Source organism: Stenotrophomonas maltophilia (genome assembly GCF_900186865.1).
In the GTDB taxonomy this organism is placed as follows: domain Bacteria; phylum Pseudomonadota; class Gammaproteobacteria; order Xanthomonadales; family Xanthomonadaceae; genus Stenotrophomonas; species Stenotrophomonas maltophilia.
In genome coordinates this window covers 3,691,952-3,706,019 of record NZ_LT906480.1, presented here as the reverse complement: position 1 = coordinate 3,706,019, position 14,068 = coordinate 3,691,952, and the positions used below count along the sequence as shown (strand labels likewise).

General features: G+C 66.5%; 16 protein-coding genes. 15 read left to right on the top strand and 1 reads right to left on the bottom strand.

All coding sequences use genetic code 11. The features are described 5' to 3' along the window. Nucleotides 1-47: 47 nt before the first annotated feature. Genes lepA through recO form a run of 6 tightly spaced genes read left to right on the top strand, consistent with a single transcriptional unit; the run spans nucleotide 48 to nucleotide 5,427 of the window. Nucleotides 48-1,841: a translation elongation factor 4 gene (gene lepA, locus CKW06_RS17680; RefSeq protein ID WP_005410603.1), complete on the top strand. Its 1,794-nt coding sequence runs from the start codon at nucleotides 48-50 to the stop codon at nucleotides 1,839-1,841. 54 nt (nucleotides 1,842-1,895) lie between these two features. Continuing rightward, entirely contained in the window at nucleotides 1,896-2,690 is a 795-nt protein-coding gene (gene lepB / locus CKW06_RS17675) for a signal peptidase I (protein ID WP_005410602.1), read from the top strand. Nucleotides 2,691-2,742: 52 nt separating this feature from the next. After that, on the top strand, nucleotides 2,743-3,126 hold the full coding sequence (locus CKW06_RS17670) for a DUF4845 domain-containing protein (protein WP_005410601.1): 384 nt from the start codon (nucleotides 2,743-2,745) through the stop codon (nucleotides 3,124-3,126). Continuing rightward, nucleotides 3,116-3,796 carry a ribonuclease III gene (gene rnc / locus CKW06_RS17665; protein WP_005410600.1) on the top strand — a complete coding sequence of 227 codons (681 nt, stop codon included), beginning with the start codon at nucleotides 3,116-3,118 and terminating at the stop codon, nucleotides 3,794-3,796. Before CKW06_RS17670 ends, rnc begins: the two co-directional genes overlap by 11 nt. Further along, nucleotides 3,793-4,689, top strand: a complete 897-nt coding sequence (era, locus tag CKW06_RS17660; RefSeq protein ID WP_005410599.1) for a GTPase Era — start codon at nucleotides 3,793-3,795, stop codon at nucleotides 4,687-4,689. Before rnc ends, era begins: the two co-directional genes overlap by 4 nt. An 18-nt stretch (nucleotides 4,690-4,707) precedes the next feature. Beyond that, nucleotides 4,708-5,427 carry a DNA repair protein RecO gene (gene recO / locus CKW06_RS17655; protein ID WP_024958697.1) on the top strand — a complete coding sequence of 240 codons (720 nt, stop codon included), beginning with the start codon at nucleotides 4,708-4,710 and terminating at the stop codon, nucleotides 5,425-5,427. 517 nt (nucleotides 5,428-5,944) lie between these two features. On the opposite strand, the gene CKW06_RS17650 is transcribed toward recO, so the two are convergent. Continuing rightward, the gene (locus CKW06_RS17650) at nucleotides 5,945-6,673 is read right to left on the bottom strand and encodes a response regulator (protein ID WP_005410597.1); all 729 of its coding nucleotides are present in this window, start codon (nucleotides 6,671-6,673) and stop codon (nucleotides 5,945-5,947) included. Nucleotides 6,674-6,800: 127 nt separating this feature from the next. Here CKW06_RS17650 and rlmD point away from each other — a divergent pair, with 127 nt between their 5' ends. The 9 genes from rlmD (at nucleotide 6,801) to CKW06_RS17605 (ending at nucleotide 14,067) form a co-directional block, all read left to right on the top strand. Next, nucleotides 6,801-8,135 carry a 23S rRNA (uracil(1939)-C(5))-methyltransferase RlmD gene (gene rlmD, locus CKW06_RS17645; RefSeq protein WP_024958260.1) on the top strand — a complete coding sequence of 445 codons (1,335 nt, stop codon included), beginning with the start codon at nucleotides 6,801-6,803 and terminating at the stop codon, nucleotides 8,133-8,135. Nucleotides 8,136-8,169: 34 nt separating this feature from the next. Next, a complete protein-coding gene (locus tag CKW06_RS17640) occupies nucleotides 8,170-8,655 on the top strand; it encodes a CYTH domain-containing protein (protein WP_012480971.1) in 486 nt (161 codons plus the stop codon). A 113-nt stretch (nucleotides 8,656-8,768) separates the two neighbouring features. Next, nucleotides 8,769-9,464 (top strand): DsbA family oxidoreductase, encoded by a 696-nt coding sequence (locus CKW06_RS17635; RefSeq protein WP_005414203.1) that lies wholly within the window; start codon nucleotides 8,769-8,771, stop codon nucleotides 9,462-9,464. Nucleotides 9,465-9,559: 95 nt separating this feature from the next. Then, on the top strand, nucleotides 9,560-10,567 hold the full coding sequence (nagZ, locus tag CKW06_RS17630; RefSeq protein WP_024958259.1) for a beta-N-acetylhexosaminidase: 1,008 nt from the start codon (nucleotides 9,560-9,562) through the stop codon (nucleotides 10,565-10,567). Next, a complete protein-coding gene (locus CKW06_RS17625; protein ID WP_005410592.1) occupies nucleotides 10,567-11,121 on the top strand; it encodes a hypoxanthine-guanine phosphoribosyltransferase in 555 nt (184 codons plus the stop codon). The genes nagZ and CKW06_RS17625 overlap by 1 nt, the downstream gene beginning before the upstream one ends. An 82-nt stretch (nucleotides 11,122-11,203) precedes the next feature. Next, on the top strand, nucleotides 11,204-11,950 hold the full coding sequence (locus CKW06_RS17620) for an S-methyl-5'-thioinosine phosphorylase (protein ID WP_005410591.1): 747 nt from the start codon (nucleotides 11,204-11,206) through the stop codon (nucleotides 11,948-11,950). An 88-nt stretch (nucleotides 11,951-12,038) separates the two neighbouring features. Further along, nucleotides 12,039-12,245: a cold-shock protein gene (locus CKW06_RS17615; RefSeq protein WP_005410590.1), complete on the top strand. Its 207-nt coding sequence runs from the start codon at nucleotides 12,039-12,041 to the stop codon at nucleotides 12,243-12,245. Nucleotides 12,246-12,348: 103 nt separating this feature from the next. Beyond that, the gene (locus tag CKW06_RS17610; protein ID WP_024958258.1) at nucleotides 12,349-13,617 is read left to right on the top strand and encodes an FAD-dependent oxidoreductase; all 1,269 of its coding nucleotides are present in this window, start codon (nucleotides 12,349-12,351) and stop codon (nucleotides 13,615-13,617) included. A 180-nt stretch (nucleotides 13,618-13,797) separates the two neighbouring features. Beyond that, complete coding sequence (locus CKW06_RS17605; protein WP_024958257.1) at nucleotides 13,798-14,067, top strand: hypothetical protein; 270 nt, start codon at nucleotides 13,798-13,800, stop codon at nucleotides 14,065-14,067. The last annotated feature ends 1 nt before the right edge of the window (nucleotide 14,068 follow it).

Below are 14,068 nucleotides of genomic sequence, written 5' to 3'. Positions count from 1 at the left end.
TACCCTGACGACGCCGCGCGCCGCCGCCACCTATGTCTTCTGATTCGATGCGGAACATCCGCAACTTCTCCATCATCGCCCATGTCGACCACGGCAAGTCCACGCTGGCCGACCGCATCATCCAGCTCTGTGGTGGCCTGCAGGCCCGCGAGATGGAAGCGCAGGTGCTCGACTCCAACCCGATCGAGCGCGAGCGCGGCATCACGATCAAGGCGCAGTCGGTGTCGTTGCCGTACCTGGCCAAGGACGGGCAGACCTACCATCTGAACTTCATCGACACCCCCGGCCACGTCGACTTCTCCTATGAAGTCAGCCGCTCGCTGGCCGCCTGCGAAGGCGCGCTGCTGGTGGTCGATGCGGCCCAGGGCGTGGAAGCGCAGTCGGTGGCCAACTGCTACACCGCGGTGGAGCAGGGCCTGGAAGTGGTGCCGGTGATCAACAAGATCGACCTGCCGACTGCCGACATCGAGCGCGCCAAGGCCGAGATCGAGGCCGTGATCGGCATCGACGCCTCCGACGCCGTGCCGGTCAGTGCCAAGACCGGCCTGAACGTGCAGGACGTGCTGGAAGCGATCGTGCATCGCATCCCGCCGCCGACACCGCGCGACACCGAGAAGCTGCAGGCGCTGATCATCGACTCCTGGTTCGACAACTACCTGGGCGTGGTCTCGCTGGTACGCGTGATGCAGGGCGAGATCAAGGCCGGTGACAAGCTGCAGGTGATGTCCACCGGCCGCAACCACCAGGTCGACAACGTCGGCGTGTTCACGCCGAAGCGGAAAGTGCTGCCTGCGCTGCGTGCCGGTGAAGTGGGCTGGGTCACCGCCAGCATCAAGGACGTGCACGGTGCGCCGGTCGGCGACACCCTGACCCTGGCCGGCGACCCGGCACCGAAGCCGCTGCCGGGCTTCCAGGAAATGCAGCCGCGCGTGTTCGCCGGTCTGTTCCCGGTCGATGCCGAAGATTACCCGGACCTGCGCGAAGCGCTGGACAAGCTGCGCCTGAACGATGCCGCGCTGCGTTTCGAGCCGGAAAGCTCCGAGGCGATGGGCTTCGGATTCCGCTGCGGCTTCCTGGGCATGCTGCACATGGAAATCGTGCAGGAGCGACTGGAGCGCGAGTACAACCTGGACCTGATCAGCACCGCGCCGACGGTGGTGTATGAAGTCCTGAAGACCGATGGCTCGATCATCAACATGGACAACCCGGCCAAGCTGCCGCCGGTGAACCAGGTCGAGGAGATCCGCGAGCCGATCATCCGTGCCAACGTGCTCACTCCCGAGGAGTACATCGGCAACATCATCAAGCTGTGCGAAGAAAAGCGCGGCAGCCAGATCGGCATCAACTACCTGGGCAGCCAGGTGCAGATCAGCTATGAGCTGCCGATGGCCGAGGTGGTGCTGGACTTCTTCGACAAGCTGAAGTCGGTCAGCCGTGGCTACGCCTCGCTGGACTACCACTTCGTGCGCTTCGACGCCGGCCCGTTCGTGCGCGTGGACGTGCTGATCAACGGCGACAAGGTCGACGCACTGTCGCTGATCGTGCACCGCAGCCATGCCGACCGTCGTGGCCGCGAGCTGTGCGAGAAGATGAAGGACCTGATTCCGCGCCAGATGTTCGACGTCGCCATCCAGGCTGCGGTCGGCTCGCAGATCATCGCCCGTACCACGGTCAAGGCCATGCGCAAGAACGTGCTGGCCAAGTGCTATGGTGGCGACGTTTCGCGCAAGAAGAAGCTTCTGGAAAAGCAGAAGGAAGGCAAGAAGCGCATGAAGCAGGTCGGCCGCGTGGAGATCCCGCAGGAAGCGTTCCTGGCCGTGCTGCAGATGGACAACAAGTAATCCCGCACCGGCCCTGCGGGGCCGGTCGTCCGGTGACGTTGCAAAGGACCCTGAATGAAACTGTTTGAGATCCTCCTGGTCGTGCTGACCCTGGCCTCGGGCCTGATCCTGCTTGCGGACAAGCTGTACCTCGCCAAGCGTCGCGCCCAGCGCGCCGGCCTGCTCGATTCCGAGCCGGTGCTGGTGGATTACTCGCGTGCGTTCTTCCCGGTGCTGGCGATCGTGCTGATCGTGCGCAGCTTCATTGCCGAACCGTACAAGATCCCGTCCAGCTCGATGATGCCGAACCTGCTGATCGGCGATTTCATCCTGGTCAACAAGTTCTCCTACGGCCTGCGCCTGCCGATCAGCAACACCAGGATCGTGCCGTTCGGCGAGCCGTCGCGTGGCGACGTGGTGGTATTCCACTTCCCCGGCCACAGCGACAACGACCCGGCCAAGGGCGAGAACTTCATCAAGCGCGTGATCGGCGTGCCGGGTGACACCGTGGTCTTCGAAGGCGACGGCGTGATCCTCAATGGCGAGCCGCTGAAGTACGACAACAAGGGCATCTACGCCGGCCACAAGGGCCAGGGCGAAGGCGCCAACCTGCTGGTCGAGCACCTGCCGGGCCGCACCCACACCGTGCTGGAGACCGACTACCCGCGCGGCCAGGGCCAGTGGACGGTGCCGGCCGGCAAGTACCTGGTGATGGGCGACAACCGCGACAACAGCGACGACGGCCGTTTCTGGGGCCTGCTGCCGGAAGAGAACCTGCGCGGCAAGGCCTTCCTGATCTGGCTGAACTGCCAGGGCTGGTTCTGCAAGGATGGCTTCGAGCCGTCGCGGATCGGCTCGAGCATCAACTGATCGGGCATCAACTGAGTACCTTCACATCCAACGCGTATCTGGGGAGAACGCAATGAAGACGATGAACACGCAGCGCGGCATGACCCTGACCTCGTTCCTGACGGTCCTGATCGTGGTCGGTTTCTTCCTCTACATCGGCATGAAGCTGTTCCCGATGTACCAGGAGTACTACGCCGTGCGCTCGGCGATGAAGAGCCTGGCCAACGAGCCGGGCGTGGGCAGCATGGAGCCGTCGCGGATCCAGGACCTGTTCTTCAAGCGCCTGTACATCAACTACTCGGACAATGTGAAGCCGGCCAACGTGAAGTTCGACCGTCGCGACAATGGCTGGACCCTCAAGGTCAACTACGAAGTGCGTCGCCAGCTGATCGGCAATCTCGATGTGGTTGGCAAATTCGATTCTTCCCAGGACCTGACACGAAGCGGTGCCCAGTAAATTCATCCAACGTGGCGACCTGATCGGTCATGCCTTCAGCGACCCGGCCCTGCTCAAGCAGGCGCTGACGCATCGCAGTGCCGGTGCGCCGCACAACGAGCGCCTGGAGTTCCTCGGCGACAGCATCGTCAACATGATGGCGGCCGAGGCGTTGTACCGACGCTGGCCCAAGGCTGACGAAGGGGCGATGACCCGTGCCCGTGCCGAGCTGGTGCGCGAAGGTGCGTTGGCGGTGATCGCGCGCACCCTGCAGTTGGGCGAGCGGCTGACCCTGGGCCCGGGCGAAATGAAGTCCGGCGGTCATCGCCGCGACTCGATCCTGGCCGACGCAGTGGAAGCCGTGGTGGCGGCGATCTACCTGGATGCCGGCTTCGAGGCCTGCCGGGCGGTGGTACTGCCCTGGTTCAGCGCTTCGATCGAGGCGCTGCCGGCCTCCGGCCGTCCCGAGAAGGACCCCAAGACCCGCCTGCAGGAATGGCTGCAGGCCCGACAGAAGGCGTTGCCGCAGTATGAACTGGTGTCAGAATCCGGTGACGACCATGCCAAGCACTTCCGGGTACGCTGCAACGTAGCCGACCCGGCTGCCAGCACCGAGGGCGAAGGCGCCTCGCGGCGGCTTGCCGAACAACAGGCGGCTGCGGCCGTCCTAGAACAACTGGATTCCAAGTGAGCGAACAAACTCCTCATCATTGCGGCAGCGTGGCCGTCATCGGCCGCCCGAACGTGGGCAAGTCGACCCTGACCAATGCCCTGGTCGGTGCGAAGGTCAGCATCGTTTCCAACCGTCCGCAGACCACGCGCCATCGCCTGCTGGGCATCGCCACCTACCCGGAAGGCCAGCTGGTGCTGGTCGATACCCCCGGCCTGCACAAGGTGCAGAAGCGGGCGATGAACCGGGTGATGAACCGTGCCGCGCGCGGCTCGCTGGAGGGCGTCGATGCCGGCCTGCTGGTGATCGAGGCCGGTCGCTGGGATGAAGAAGACAGCCTGGCCTTCAATGTGCTGCGCGATGCCGGCATTCCGGTGGTGCTGGTGGTCAACAAGATCGATCGCCTGAAGGAAAAGGGCGCGCTGCTGCCGTTCCTGCAGCAGGTGACCGAAGGCCGTGATTTCGCTGCCGTGCATCCGATCTCGGCGCAGAAGCGCAATGGCCTGGAAGCGTTGGTGCGCGACGTGCTGAAGCTGCTTCCGGAAGCGCCGCCGATGTTCGGCGAGGACGAGATCACCGACCGCAGCCAGCGTTTCCTGGCCGGCGAGCTGGTACGCGAACAGCTGATGCGCCAGCTCGGCGAAGAGCTGCCGTACGCCACCACCGTTGAGATCGAGCGCTTCACCGAGGACGGCAACCTGCTGCGCATCGGCGCGGTGATCTGGGTCGAGCGCGAAGGCCAGAAGGCCATCGTGATCGGCAAGGGCGGCGCCCGCCTCAAGGAGATCGGCGCCAAGTCCCGCCTGCAGATGGAGCGTCTGTTCGGGGCCAAGGTGTTCCTTGAGACCTGGGTGCGCGTGCGTGAAGGCTGGTCCGATGACGAGGCCGCGCTGAAGGCCTTCGGTTACGAGTAAGCCGTTGCGGTCGCTTCGATGATGATCGAGGACGACACCGGTTTCGTGCTGCATGCGCGGGCCTACCGCGAGACCAGCCTGCTGGTCGAGGTGTTGAGCGCGCAGCATGGCCGCGTTGGCCTGCTCGCGCGTGGTGTGTCAACCGCGAAGGGCCAGGTGCTGCGCGCTGCCCTGCAGCCATTGCAGTGGATCCGCTTCAGCGCCCAGCAGCGCGGTGAACTGGCCCAGTTGCGCGGCGCTGAAGCGCTGGATGCGACCCCGCGCTTGGTCGGCCAGGCGATGCTGGCCGGCTTCTATCTGAGTGAACTGACCCTGCGCCTGGCACCTCGCCAGGATCCATTGCCTGAGTTGTATCTGGCCTATGGCGAAGCGCGCGCACGGCTGGCGGTCGGTGCCGGCCTGGCCTGGACGCTGCGTCGTTTCGAGCGCGAGCTGCTGACCGCGCTGGGCCTGGGTTTCGAACTGGACAGTGCCAGCGACGGCCAGCCGATCGACCCGGCCGCGCGCTACGAGCTGGACCCACAGGAAGGCGCGCAGCGCCTGCTCAGTGAGCGCGGTGGGGAACGCCGGGCGGCGGCCACTGGCTCGGCGCTGCTGGCGTTGGCGGCCGACGAAGAGCCCGCTGCCGCCGACCTGGCCAGCCTGCGCCTGCCGATGCGGCGGGTGCTGGCCCATCACCTCGGGCCACGCGGCCTGAAGTCCTGGGAAATGCTCGAGCAGCTCGCACCCCGCAGGTAGGGGGTGTTCGGCAGGGCTTGCAGCCCTGCACCTGCCGAATCAACGGCAACGGCAAAAGCTGGCTACTCGTGGGTAGGCGGGGTGGGTCCGGTTGCGGGAGACGCCGTAAACCCATCCCTGGGGGCTTGGCCGCGGCATCCATGCCGCGGACACTCCCGCAACCGGACCCACCCCGCCTTCGACAGTTTTCCGCGAGCTGTCGGAATGGCAATGGGGTCAGATCCGTTTTCCTTCGGAAAACGGATCTGACCCCCAGTTTGAATTTCGATATCTGACAGAGATTCATCCACGCATGGCGTGGATCTACCAGATCGCGGAAATCTGTCAGAGGCGGGGCGGTGTCGGAGTGCGGGGTGTCAGCCGCATGGATGCGGCTGCCAAGCCCCCATGGACGGGTTTACGGCGTCCCCGCACTCCGATACCGCCCCGCCACCCCACGGAATGCCAGCTTTTGCTTTTGCTGTTGCCTTGGCCTGAAGCCTCTGCGGGTGCAGGGCGCAGCCCTGCCGACCAACCCTCAATGCAGCAGGGCCGCCACCGCGTCGCGGAACCCCGCCTGGGCCTGCCCGGACTCGGGCGCATGATGCAGCTGCCGCACCGCCCGTCCCAGCCGTGCCGCGCCGACAAACCCACAGCTCGCCTGCAACCGGTGCAGCTGGCTGCGCAGCTGGCGCTCGTCGTGCTGGTCCACGGCCTGCTCGACCGCATCGCGTACGCCCGGCAACTCGGCCAGGAACAGCTCGCGCAGCGCGATCAAGTGGTTGCGCTGGCCATTGAGCGCGGCCAGTGCCGCGGTCTCGTCCCAGTCCTGTACCTGCAGCTCGACCGCTGCCGGAGCCGGGGCAACGGAGATCCCCGCCGGGCTGTTCACCAGTGCCCGGCGCACGGCCTTCAGCAACTGGTCGCGGCCCAGCGGCTTGACCAGCGTGTCGCTGAAGCCAGCTTCGCGCAGGCGGGCATGGATGGAGGTGTCGCCATCGGCGGTATGCGCCAATGCCGGGGTATCGGGGTGTGAACGGCGCAGTTCACGCAGCAGCTGCGCGCCATTGCCGTCCGGCAGGTTGACGTCGATCAGCCACAGGTCATGCGCGCCGGGCTCGGCGCTGGCCAGCGCGCTGGCCAATGAATCTGCGGTGTCCACGTCCGCCGGTAACGTTTCCAACGCCGCTTTGAAAAAACCGCGGCTGATGATGTCGTCCTCGACAAGCAGGAAGCGGGGCCGGCTGGCCCGCGGGGTCATCTGCATCAGGGCTGCCTCCATGTCAGCTGCTGCAATCATCAAGCACGGCGGCGGCGGGCGCAAGCGGGTCCGGACCCTGCCAGTCAGGATCTGCGACAATGTGCCCCCATTTTTGCCCGCAGCCTGTTGCCACGTGGCCCGATCCCGCTCCCGCATCGACCGTACCCCGTTCCAGACCGAGATCCTCGACCTCAGCCATGATGGTCGCGGTGTCGCCCGCCGTGAAGGCGAGGGCGGCAAGGTCACCTTCGTCAGCGGCGCCCTGCCGGGCGAGGTGGTCATGGCCGAACAGACCGCCCGCAGCCGCCATTTCGACGAGGCACGCACGGTGGAAGTGCTGCAGGCCTCGCCCCAGCGCGTGACCCCGAAGTGCCCGCATTTCGGTACCTGCGCCGGCTGCGTGCTGCAGCACCTGGACGAAGACCAGCAGATCGTCGCCAAGCAGCGCGTGCTGATGGACAACCTGGAGCGGATCGGCCATGTGAAGCCGGGCAAGGTGCTGGCGCCGCTGGTCGGCGAGAGCTGGGGTTATCGCCGCAAGGGCCGCTTCTCGGTGCGCCGGGTCGAGAAGAAGGACAAGACCCTGGTCGGTTTCCGTGAACAGGACCCGCGTTTCGTCGCCGACCTCAGCCAGTGCCTGACCGTGATCCCGGAGATCGGTACCAAGGTCGAGCCCTTGTCGACCTTCATCGAATCGCTCGATGGCAAGCGCGACATCCCGCAGATCGAGTTCATCGCCGGCGATCAGGCGGTGGTGCTGACCGTACGTCACCTGCAGCCGCTCAGCGATGCCGACCGCGCCGCCTGGGCCGCCTTTGGCCAGCAGCATGGTTTCGTGATCTACCTGCAATCCGGCGGCGTGGACACCGTGCAGCCGCTGGACGGGCAGGGGGTGCCGCTGTCGTTCCGGCTGGCGCCTTGGGACGTGGAACTGGCGTTCCGCCCGCTGGACTTCATCCAGGTCAACGCCAAGCTCAACGAAAAGATGATCGCCCACGCCCTGGACCTGCTTGAGCCGGGCGAGGACGAACGCGTGCTTGACCTGTTCTGCGGCCTGGGCAACTTCACCCTGCCGCTGGCGCGCCGCGTGCGCGAAGTGGTGGGTGTGGAGGGCGATGCCGGCCTGGTCGCGCGTGCCCGTGAGAATGCCGTGCGCAACGGCCTGGCCAACGCGCAGTTCTTCAGCGCCGACCTGACCCAGGACCAGCGCAGCACCCCGTGGATGCGCCAGGGCTTTGACAAGCTGCTGCTGGACCCGCCGCGCTCGGGTGCGATCGAAGTGCTGCAGCAGCTGCCGCTGAAGCAGTTCAAGCGCATTGTCTACGTCAGCTGCCACCCGGGCTCGCTGGCGCGCGATGCCGGCTATCTGGTCAACGAACAGGGCTTCACCCTGGTCAGTGCCGGTGCGATGGACATGTTCCCGCACACCGCGCACGTGGAAAGCATCGCGGTGTTCGAGAAGCGCTGAGCGGCTGTCATCACCCATGGCGCATAATCGCGCCATGGGCATTGAAATCGAACGCAAATTCCTGGTCATCAACGATGGCTGGCGATCCGCTGCGCACCGGGTGATCCCGATGGCGCAGGGCTACATCAACGACATGGGCGCGCTGGATCGCGGTACCCAGAACGCCTCGGTGCGCGTGCGTATCGAGGGCGACCATGCTGCGCTGAACCTGAAGTCGCGCACCATCGGCCACACCCGGCAGGAATTCGATTACCCGATTCCGGTGGAGGACGCGCGCGCGCTGCTGGCGCTGTGCGTGGGTGGCCTGATCGACAAGCGCCGCCATCTGGTCGAGCACGCCGGCCTGACCTGGGAAGTGGACGAGTTCCTCGGCGACAACGCCGGCCTGGTGGTGGCCGAGGTGGAACTGGACAGCGCCGACCAGGCCATCGAGCTGCCGGACTGGGCCGGCGCGGAAGTCACCGACGACGCCCGCTACTACAACGTCGCGCTCGCCAGTCATCCCTATTCACAGTGGTGAAACCCTGAAAAGGGGACGGAGGGGATTAAGTCGTCTTTACCCCGCCTGTGCGGAAAGCGACTTAATCCCCTCCGTCCCCTTTTTTCGTCGGGGGCGGGCCCCATGTCGGGGGGATGAGAATCGACATCTACTCCGACGTGGTCTGTCCCTGGTGCTGGATCGGCAAGCATCGTTTCCAGCAGGGCGTGCAGTTGCTGGGCGCCGATGCGCCTGAACTCGATATCCACTGGCAGCCGTTCCAGCTGGACCCGGACGCGGACGACACCCCGGTGCCGCTGCGCGAGGCTTATGTACGCAAGTTCGGTGGCGTCGAGCGCACCGAGCAGATCCTCGGCCAGACCCAGACCACGGCGCGTGCGGAAGGCCTGCCGATGGACTTCAGCCGGGGCCAGGTGCGGGTGACCACGCTGCCGGCACACCGGGTGCTGTGGCTGGCCGGCCAGCACGGCGTGCAGGACGCGGTCGGGGAGGCGCTGTTCCGAGCCCACTTCGAGCTTGGCCAGAACCTGGCGGACAGCGCGGTGTTGATCAAGGCCGGTGTGGCGGGCGGCCTGGACGGCGGCGAAATCGCGCAGATGCTGGCCTCCGACCGCGGCCTGGCCGAGGTCGAAGCCAAGCTGGCGGAGGCGCATGCGCTGGGCATCTCCTCGGTGCCGACCTTCGTCATCGATGGAAAGTGGGCCATTTCCGGGGCGCAGCCCCCCGAGGCCTTCGCCAACGCCCTGCGCCAGATTGCCGCCGAACAGGGCGCCCCGGCCACCCCGGCTGGCGACGACGAGGCCTGCGGCCCGGACGGCTGCAAGGTCTGACCGCACACTCCCCTTTTTCTGACCACTGCGCCTGTCGGCCGGTTCTGCGACAATGCGGCACTGCGCCATGCGGGCGCGCGTTGTGGAGATCGACCATGCTGCTGATCGGCGTTGCCGGCACCGAACTGACCGCCCAGGAACGTGACTGGCTGCAGCACGATGCCGTGGCCGGGGTGGTGCTGTTCAAGCGCAACTTCGCCTCCCGCCAGCAGGTGACCGATCTTAGCGCGGCGATCCGCGCCGCCGCGCCGTGCCCGCAGCTGATCTGCGTGGACCAGGAAGGCGGTCGTGTACAGCGTTTCCGCGAGGGTTACAGCGATCTGCCGCCACTGCAGGACATTGGTGCCCTGTATGCCACCGACCCGCAGCAGGCCTTGGCATTGGCCGAACGGCACGCCTGGCTGATGGCCAGCGAAGTACGCGCCAGCGGCCTGGACCTGAGCTTCGCGCCGGTGGTCGACCTTGGCCGTGGCAACCGTGCCATCGGCAACCGCGCCTTCAGTGAAGACCCGCAGGTGGTGGCCGCGTTCACCGCCGCCTACGTGCGTGGCATGCACTCGGTCGGCATGGCCGCCACGCTCAAGCATTTCCCCGGCCACGGCACCGTGCTGGAAGACACCCACGTCGATACCGCGATCGATCCGCGCGCGCTGGACGAGCTGCGCGCGCAGGACCTGGTGCCGTTCCAGGCCGGCATCGCCGCCGGTGCCGATGCGGTGATGATGGCGCACGTGATCTACCCGCAGATTGCGCCTGAACCGGCAGGTTACTCGCCGCGCTGGATCCAGGACATCCTGCGCGGCGAGCTCGGCTTCCGTGGCGTGGTGTTCTCCGACGACATCGGCATGGCCGCCTCGCACAGCGCCGGCGGCGTGCCGGCGCGCGTGCACGCCCATCTGGACGCCGGCTGCGACGTGGTGCTGGTCTGCCACCCGGAGCTGGTCGATGAAGCCCTGCACGCGGTGCAGGGGCGCTCCCTCAATACCGCTGCGCTGCTGGGCCTGATCGGCCGCGGCGCGCTTGGCTGGGATGGCCTGCTGGCCGATGCCCGCCATGGCGACACCCAAACCCGTCTGCTTGAAACCCTTGGAAGAACCGTCTGATGCCCAACCTCACCATTTCCCAGGCCCTGGCCCAGGCTGACCTGCTGGTCGACCGCCCCACCATCGACAAGGCCATCGCTGGTATCGCCGACGCCATCGCGCGCGACTACAAGGGCGAGGTGCCGCTGTTCCTGTCCATCATGCACGGTGCGCTGCCGTTCGCCGGCCAGCTGGCGCTGGAACTGGGCGCGCGCGGCCAGGACGTGCAGTTTGATTACCTGCACGCCACCCGCTACCGCGGTGAAACCACCGGCGGCGACCTGGTCTGGAAGCACAAGCCGGCCACCTCGCTGTTCGGCCGCCGCGTGCTGCTGGTCGACGACATCCTTGACGAGGGCTACACCCTGCAGGGCGTTCGCACCTGGTGCCTGGAACAGGGCGCAACCGACGTGCGCATCGCCGCGATGACGGTGAAGAAGCACGACCGCGCGCTGCCGGACGTGACCGCCGACTACGCCGGCATCGAACTGCCGGACCGCTACGTGTTCGGCTTCGGCATGGACGTCAACGAAACCCTGCGCTGCGTGCCGGCCATCTACGCGATGAAGGAATAACGGCGCAGCCGCCCGCGGCGCGTCTTCTTCTGCCGCCGGCATCCTCGGGTGCCGGCGTTCGTCTTTTCATGGAGTGCTTCGAATGCAACAGATCGCCCTGGCCGTGATCGGCGGTACCGGTGTCTACAACCTGGCCAAGCTTGACGACGTGCAGACCCACGAGGTCGACACCCGCTTCGGCCGTCCGTCGGGCCCGGTGCGCGTGGGCACGCTGCTCGGCCATCGCGTGGCGTTCCTGGCGCGCCATGGTGAAGGCCACTCGCTGCCGCCGCACAAGATCAACTACCGCGCCAACCTGGCCGCGCTGCAGCAGCTGGGCGCGCAGCGCGTGTTGGCGTTGAACACGGTCGGTGGCATCACCGAGAACTTCGGCCCGCGCGTGCTGGCCTGCCCGGACCAGATCATCGACTACACCTGGGGCCGCATCAGCACCATCTGTGAAGAAGAGGGCACCGATGTGGTCCACGTCGATTTCGGCCACCCGTACACGCCGATGCTGCGCAGCAAGATCCTGGCGGCGGCGAAAGTGACCGGCGTCACGGTCCATGACGGTGGCTGCTACGGCGCAACGCAGGGCCCGCGCCTGGAAACCATCGCTGAAATCGCCCGCATGCGCCGCGACGGCTGCGACCTGGTGGGCATGACCGGCATGCCGGAAGCCGCGCTGGCACGCGAACTGGGGCTGGATTACGCCTGCCTGGCGATCATCGCCAACTGGGCTGCCGGCTGTGGTGATGGCGAGGAGATTACGATGGCCGAAGTGCTGGCCAACGTACAGGCGGCCAGCAACGGACTTCCGGAACTGGTGGGCGAATTGGCGCGGGGGTGATTGTCTTCCCCGAGCAAGCTTTGCATACTCAGCTTGTGCGCGGGTTCAGCGTACACCACCCATTCATTGCATAAGGTCTCGCATCACCATGCCGAACGGTACCGTCAAGTGGTTCAACGACGCCAAGGGATTTGGCTTCATCTCGCCGGAGGATGGCAGCGCCGACGTGTTCGCGCACTTCTCCGCCATCAACTCCAAGGGCTTCCGCAGCCTGCAGGAAGGCCAGCGTGTCACCTATGACGTGACCCAGGGCCCGAAGGGTGCCCAGGCTTCGAACATCACGCCGGCCGAGTGATCCACTCGACAGTGCGTTGAAAACCCCGCTTCGGCGGGGTTTTTTTTTGCGCGGCGTGCCCGCGGCCGGTTCGCGATCCACCCGCCTCGGGCACAATGTGGCCATGACGGAACGACTGCGTATCGCCGTGATCGGCTACGGCACCGCTGGACAGGCGGTGTCCATCCTCCTCACCCGTGACGGCCACGAAGTGGAGATATTCGAACGCGTGCCGACGCCGGGACCGGTGGGTGCCGGTTTCCTGCTGCAGCCCAGCGGCCTGCAGGTGCTGTGGCAGATGGGCCTGCTGGATGCGGTGCGCGCGCATGCCGCGCCGGTGCACCGCCTGTATGGCGACACGCCATGCGAGCGCGCGGTGATGGACATGCGCTACGACGGTCTGGATGCGCGCCTGCATGGCCTGGGCATGCAGCGTGGGGCGTTGTTCTCGCTGTTGGACCAGGCGCGCGCGGGGGCAGGCAATCTGCATGCGGGCGTCACCATCGCCGCCGTGGATGCCGAGCAGGGCCGCCTGCGCGACAGCGAAGGGCGCCTGCATGGCCCGTTCGACCTGGTGGTGGCCGCCGATGGCGCGGCCTCTACGCTGCGCAGCACCATTGCCGGCGGTGCCGGGCTGGACCGCGTGTATCCGTGGGGAGCGCTGTGGTGCCTGTTGCCGGCCGAAGACTGGCCGCATGTGCAGGAGCTGCGGCAGCGCTACGTGGCCGCGCGCAAGATGATCGGCCTGTTGCCGGTCGGCACGCGCCCCGGCGATGACACGCCGCGCCTGAGTTTCTTCTGGAGCCTGCCACGCACCGACTTCGAGCGCTGGCAGGCCGATGGCATGACGCCCTGGCTGGACGAGCTGCATGCGCTGTGGCCGCAGGCCAGTGCGCGCTTCGCCCACCTGCGCGATGCCGGCCAGCTGGCGCGCGCGGTCTATCGCGATGCAGTGATGACGCGCTGGCACCAGGGCCGCATGGTGCTGGCAGGTGATGCGGCGCACGCGATGAGCCCGCAGCTGGGACAGGGGGTGAACATGGCGCTGCTCGATGCGCTGGCGCTGCGCGATGCGGTGCGCACGCATGGCGTTGGTGCCGCTGCATTGCAGGCCTACCAGGCGCAACGCAGGGCCCACGTGGCGGTCTACCAGCGCTGGAGTCGCTGGCTGACGCCGCTGTTCCAGTCCGATCGCGATGCCTGGGCGAAGACGCGCGACGTGCTGCTGGGCCCGATGGGGCGCCTGCCTGGAGGCCGTGGCCACATGCTGCGCGTGCTCAGCGGCACGCAGCAGGGGTGGTTCGGTTCGCTTACGCTGGATCCGGCCTTCATCGACGCATTGGCGACGACGATGGAAATACCTCGCAGCAACGCGATCACGGCCAGCGCGTGAAGCGTGCCGTCACGTGAATTAACGGTTGCCTCACCGCGGATGTGCGAGAAGTAGCTTGCACGCGACTGCGCGTCGCCCGTTTTCCTTTCCGTGATCAACATCGCGCGTGGCCCGGGCAGCGCTGCTGTTGCGGCCTGTTGCGGCCCGGACGTGCCGCTTGATGTTGAAGAGGAGGACGCCATGTTGTTCGCGGTCGAAGAGCTGGAATCGGAAATCTGCAAGCTGCGTGGACTGCTGCAGATGCTGCACGAGGACCAGCCCGACGTACTGGAGGATGTATTCGAGTTCCATGTCGGCAGCCTGGTCAGCCATGCGTCGCCGGAACATCACGCACGCATCAGGACCTGCGCGCAGGAGATGCTGGCGGCAATCCAGGCCTTGCCGCGGCGGCGTGAGAATGACACCCCTGATTTCCAGTTGATGCCGCAGCTGGGCATCGGTCCGGCCTGAG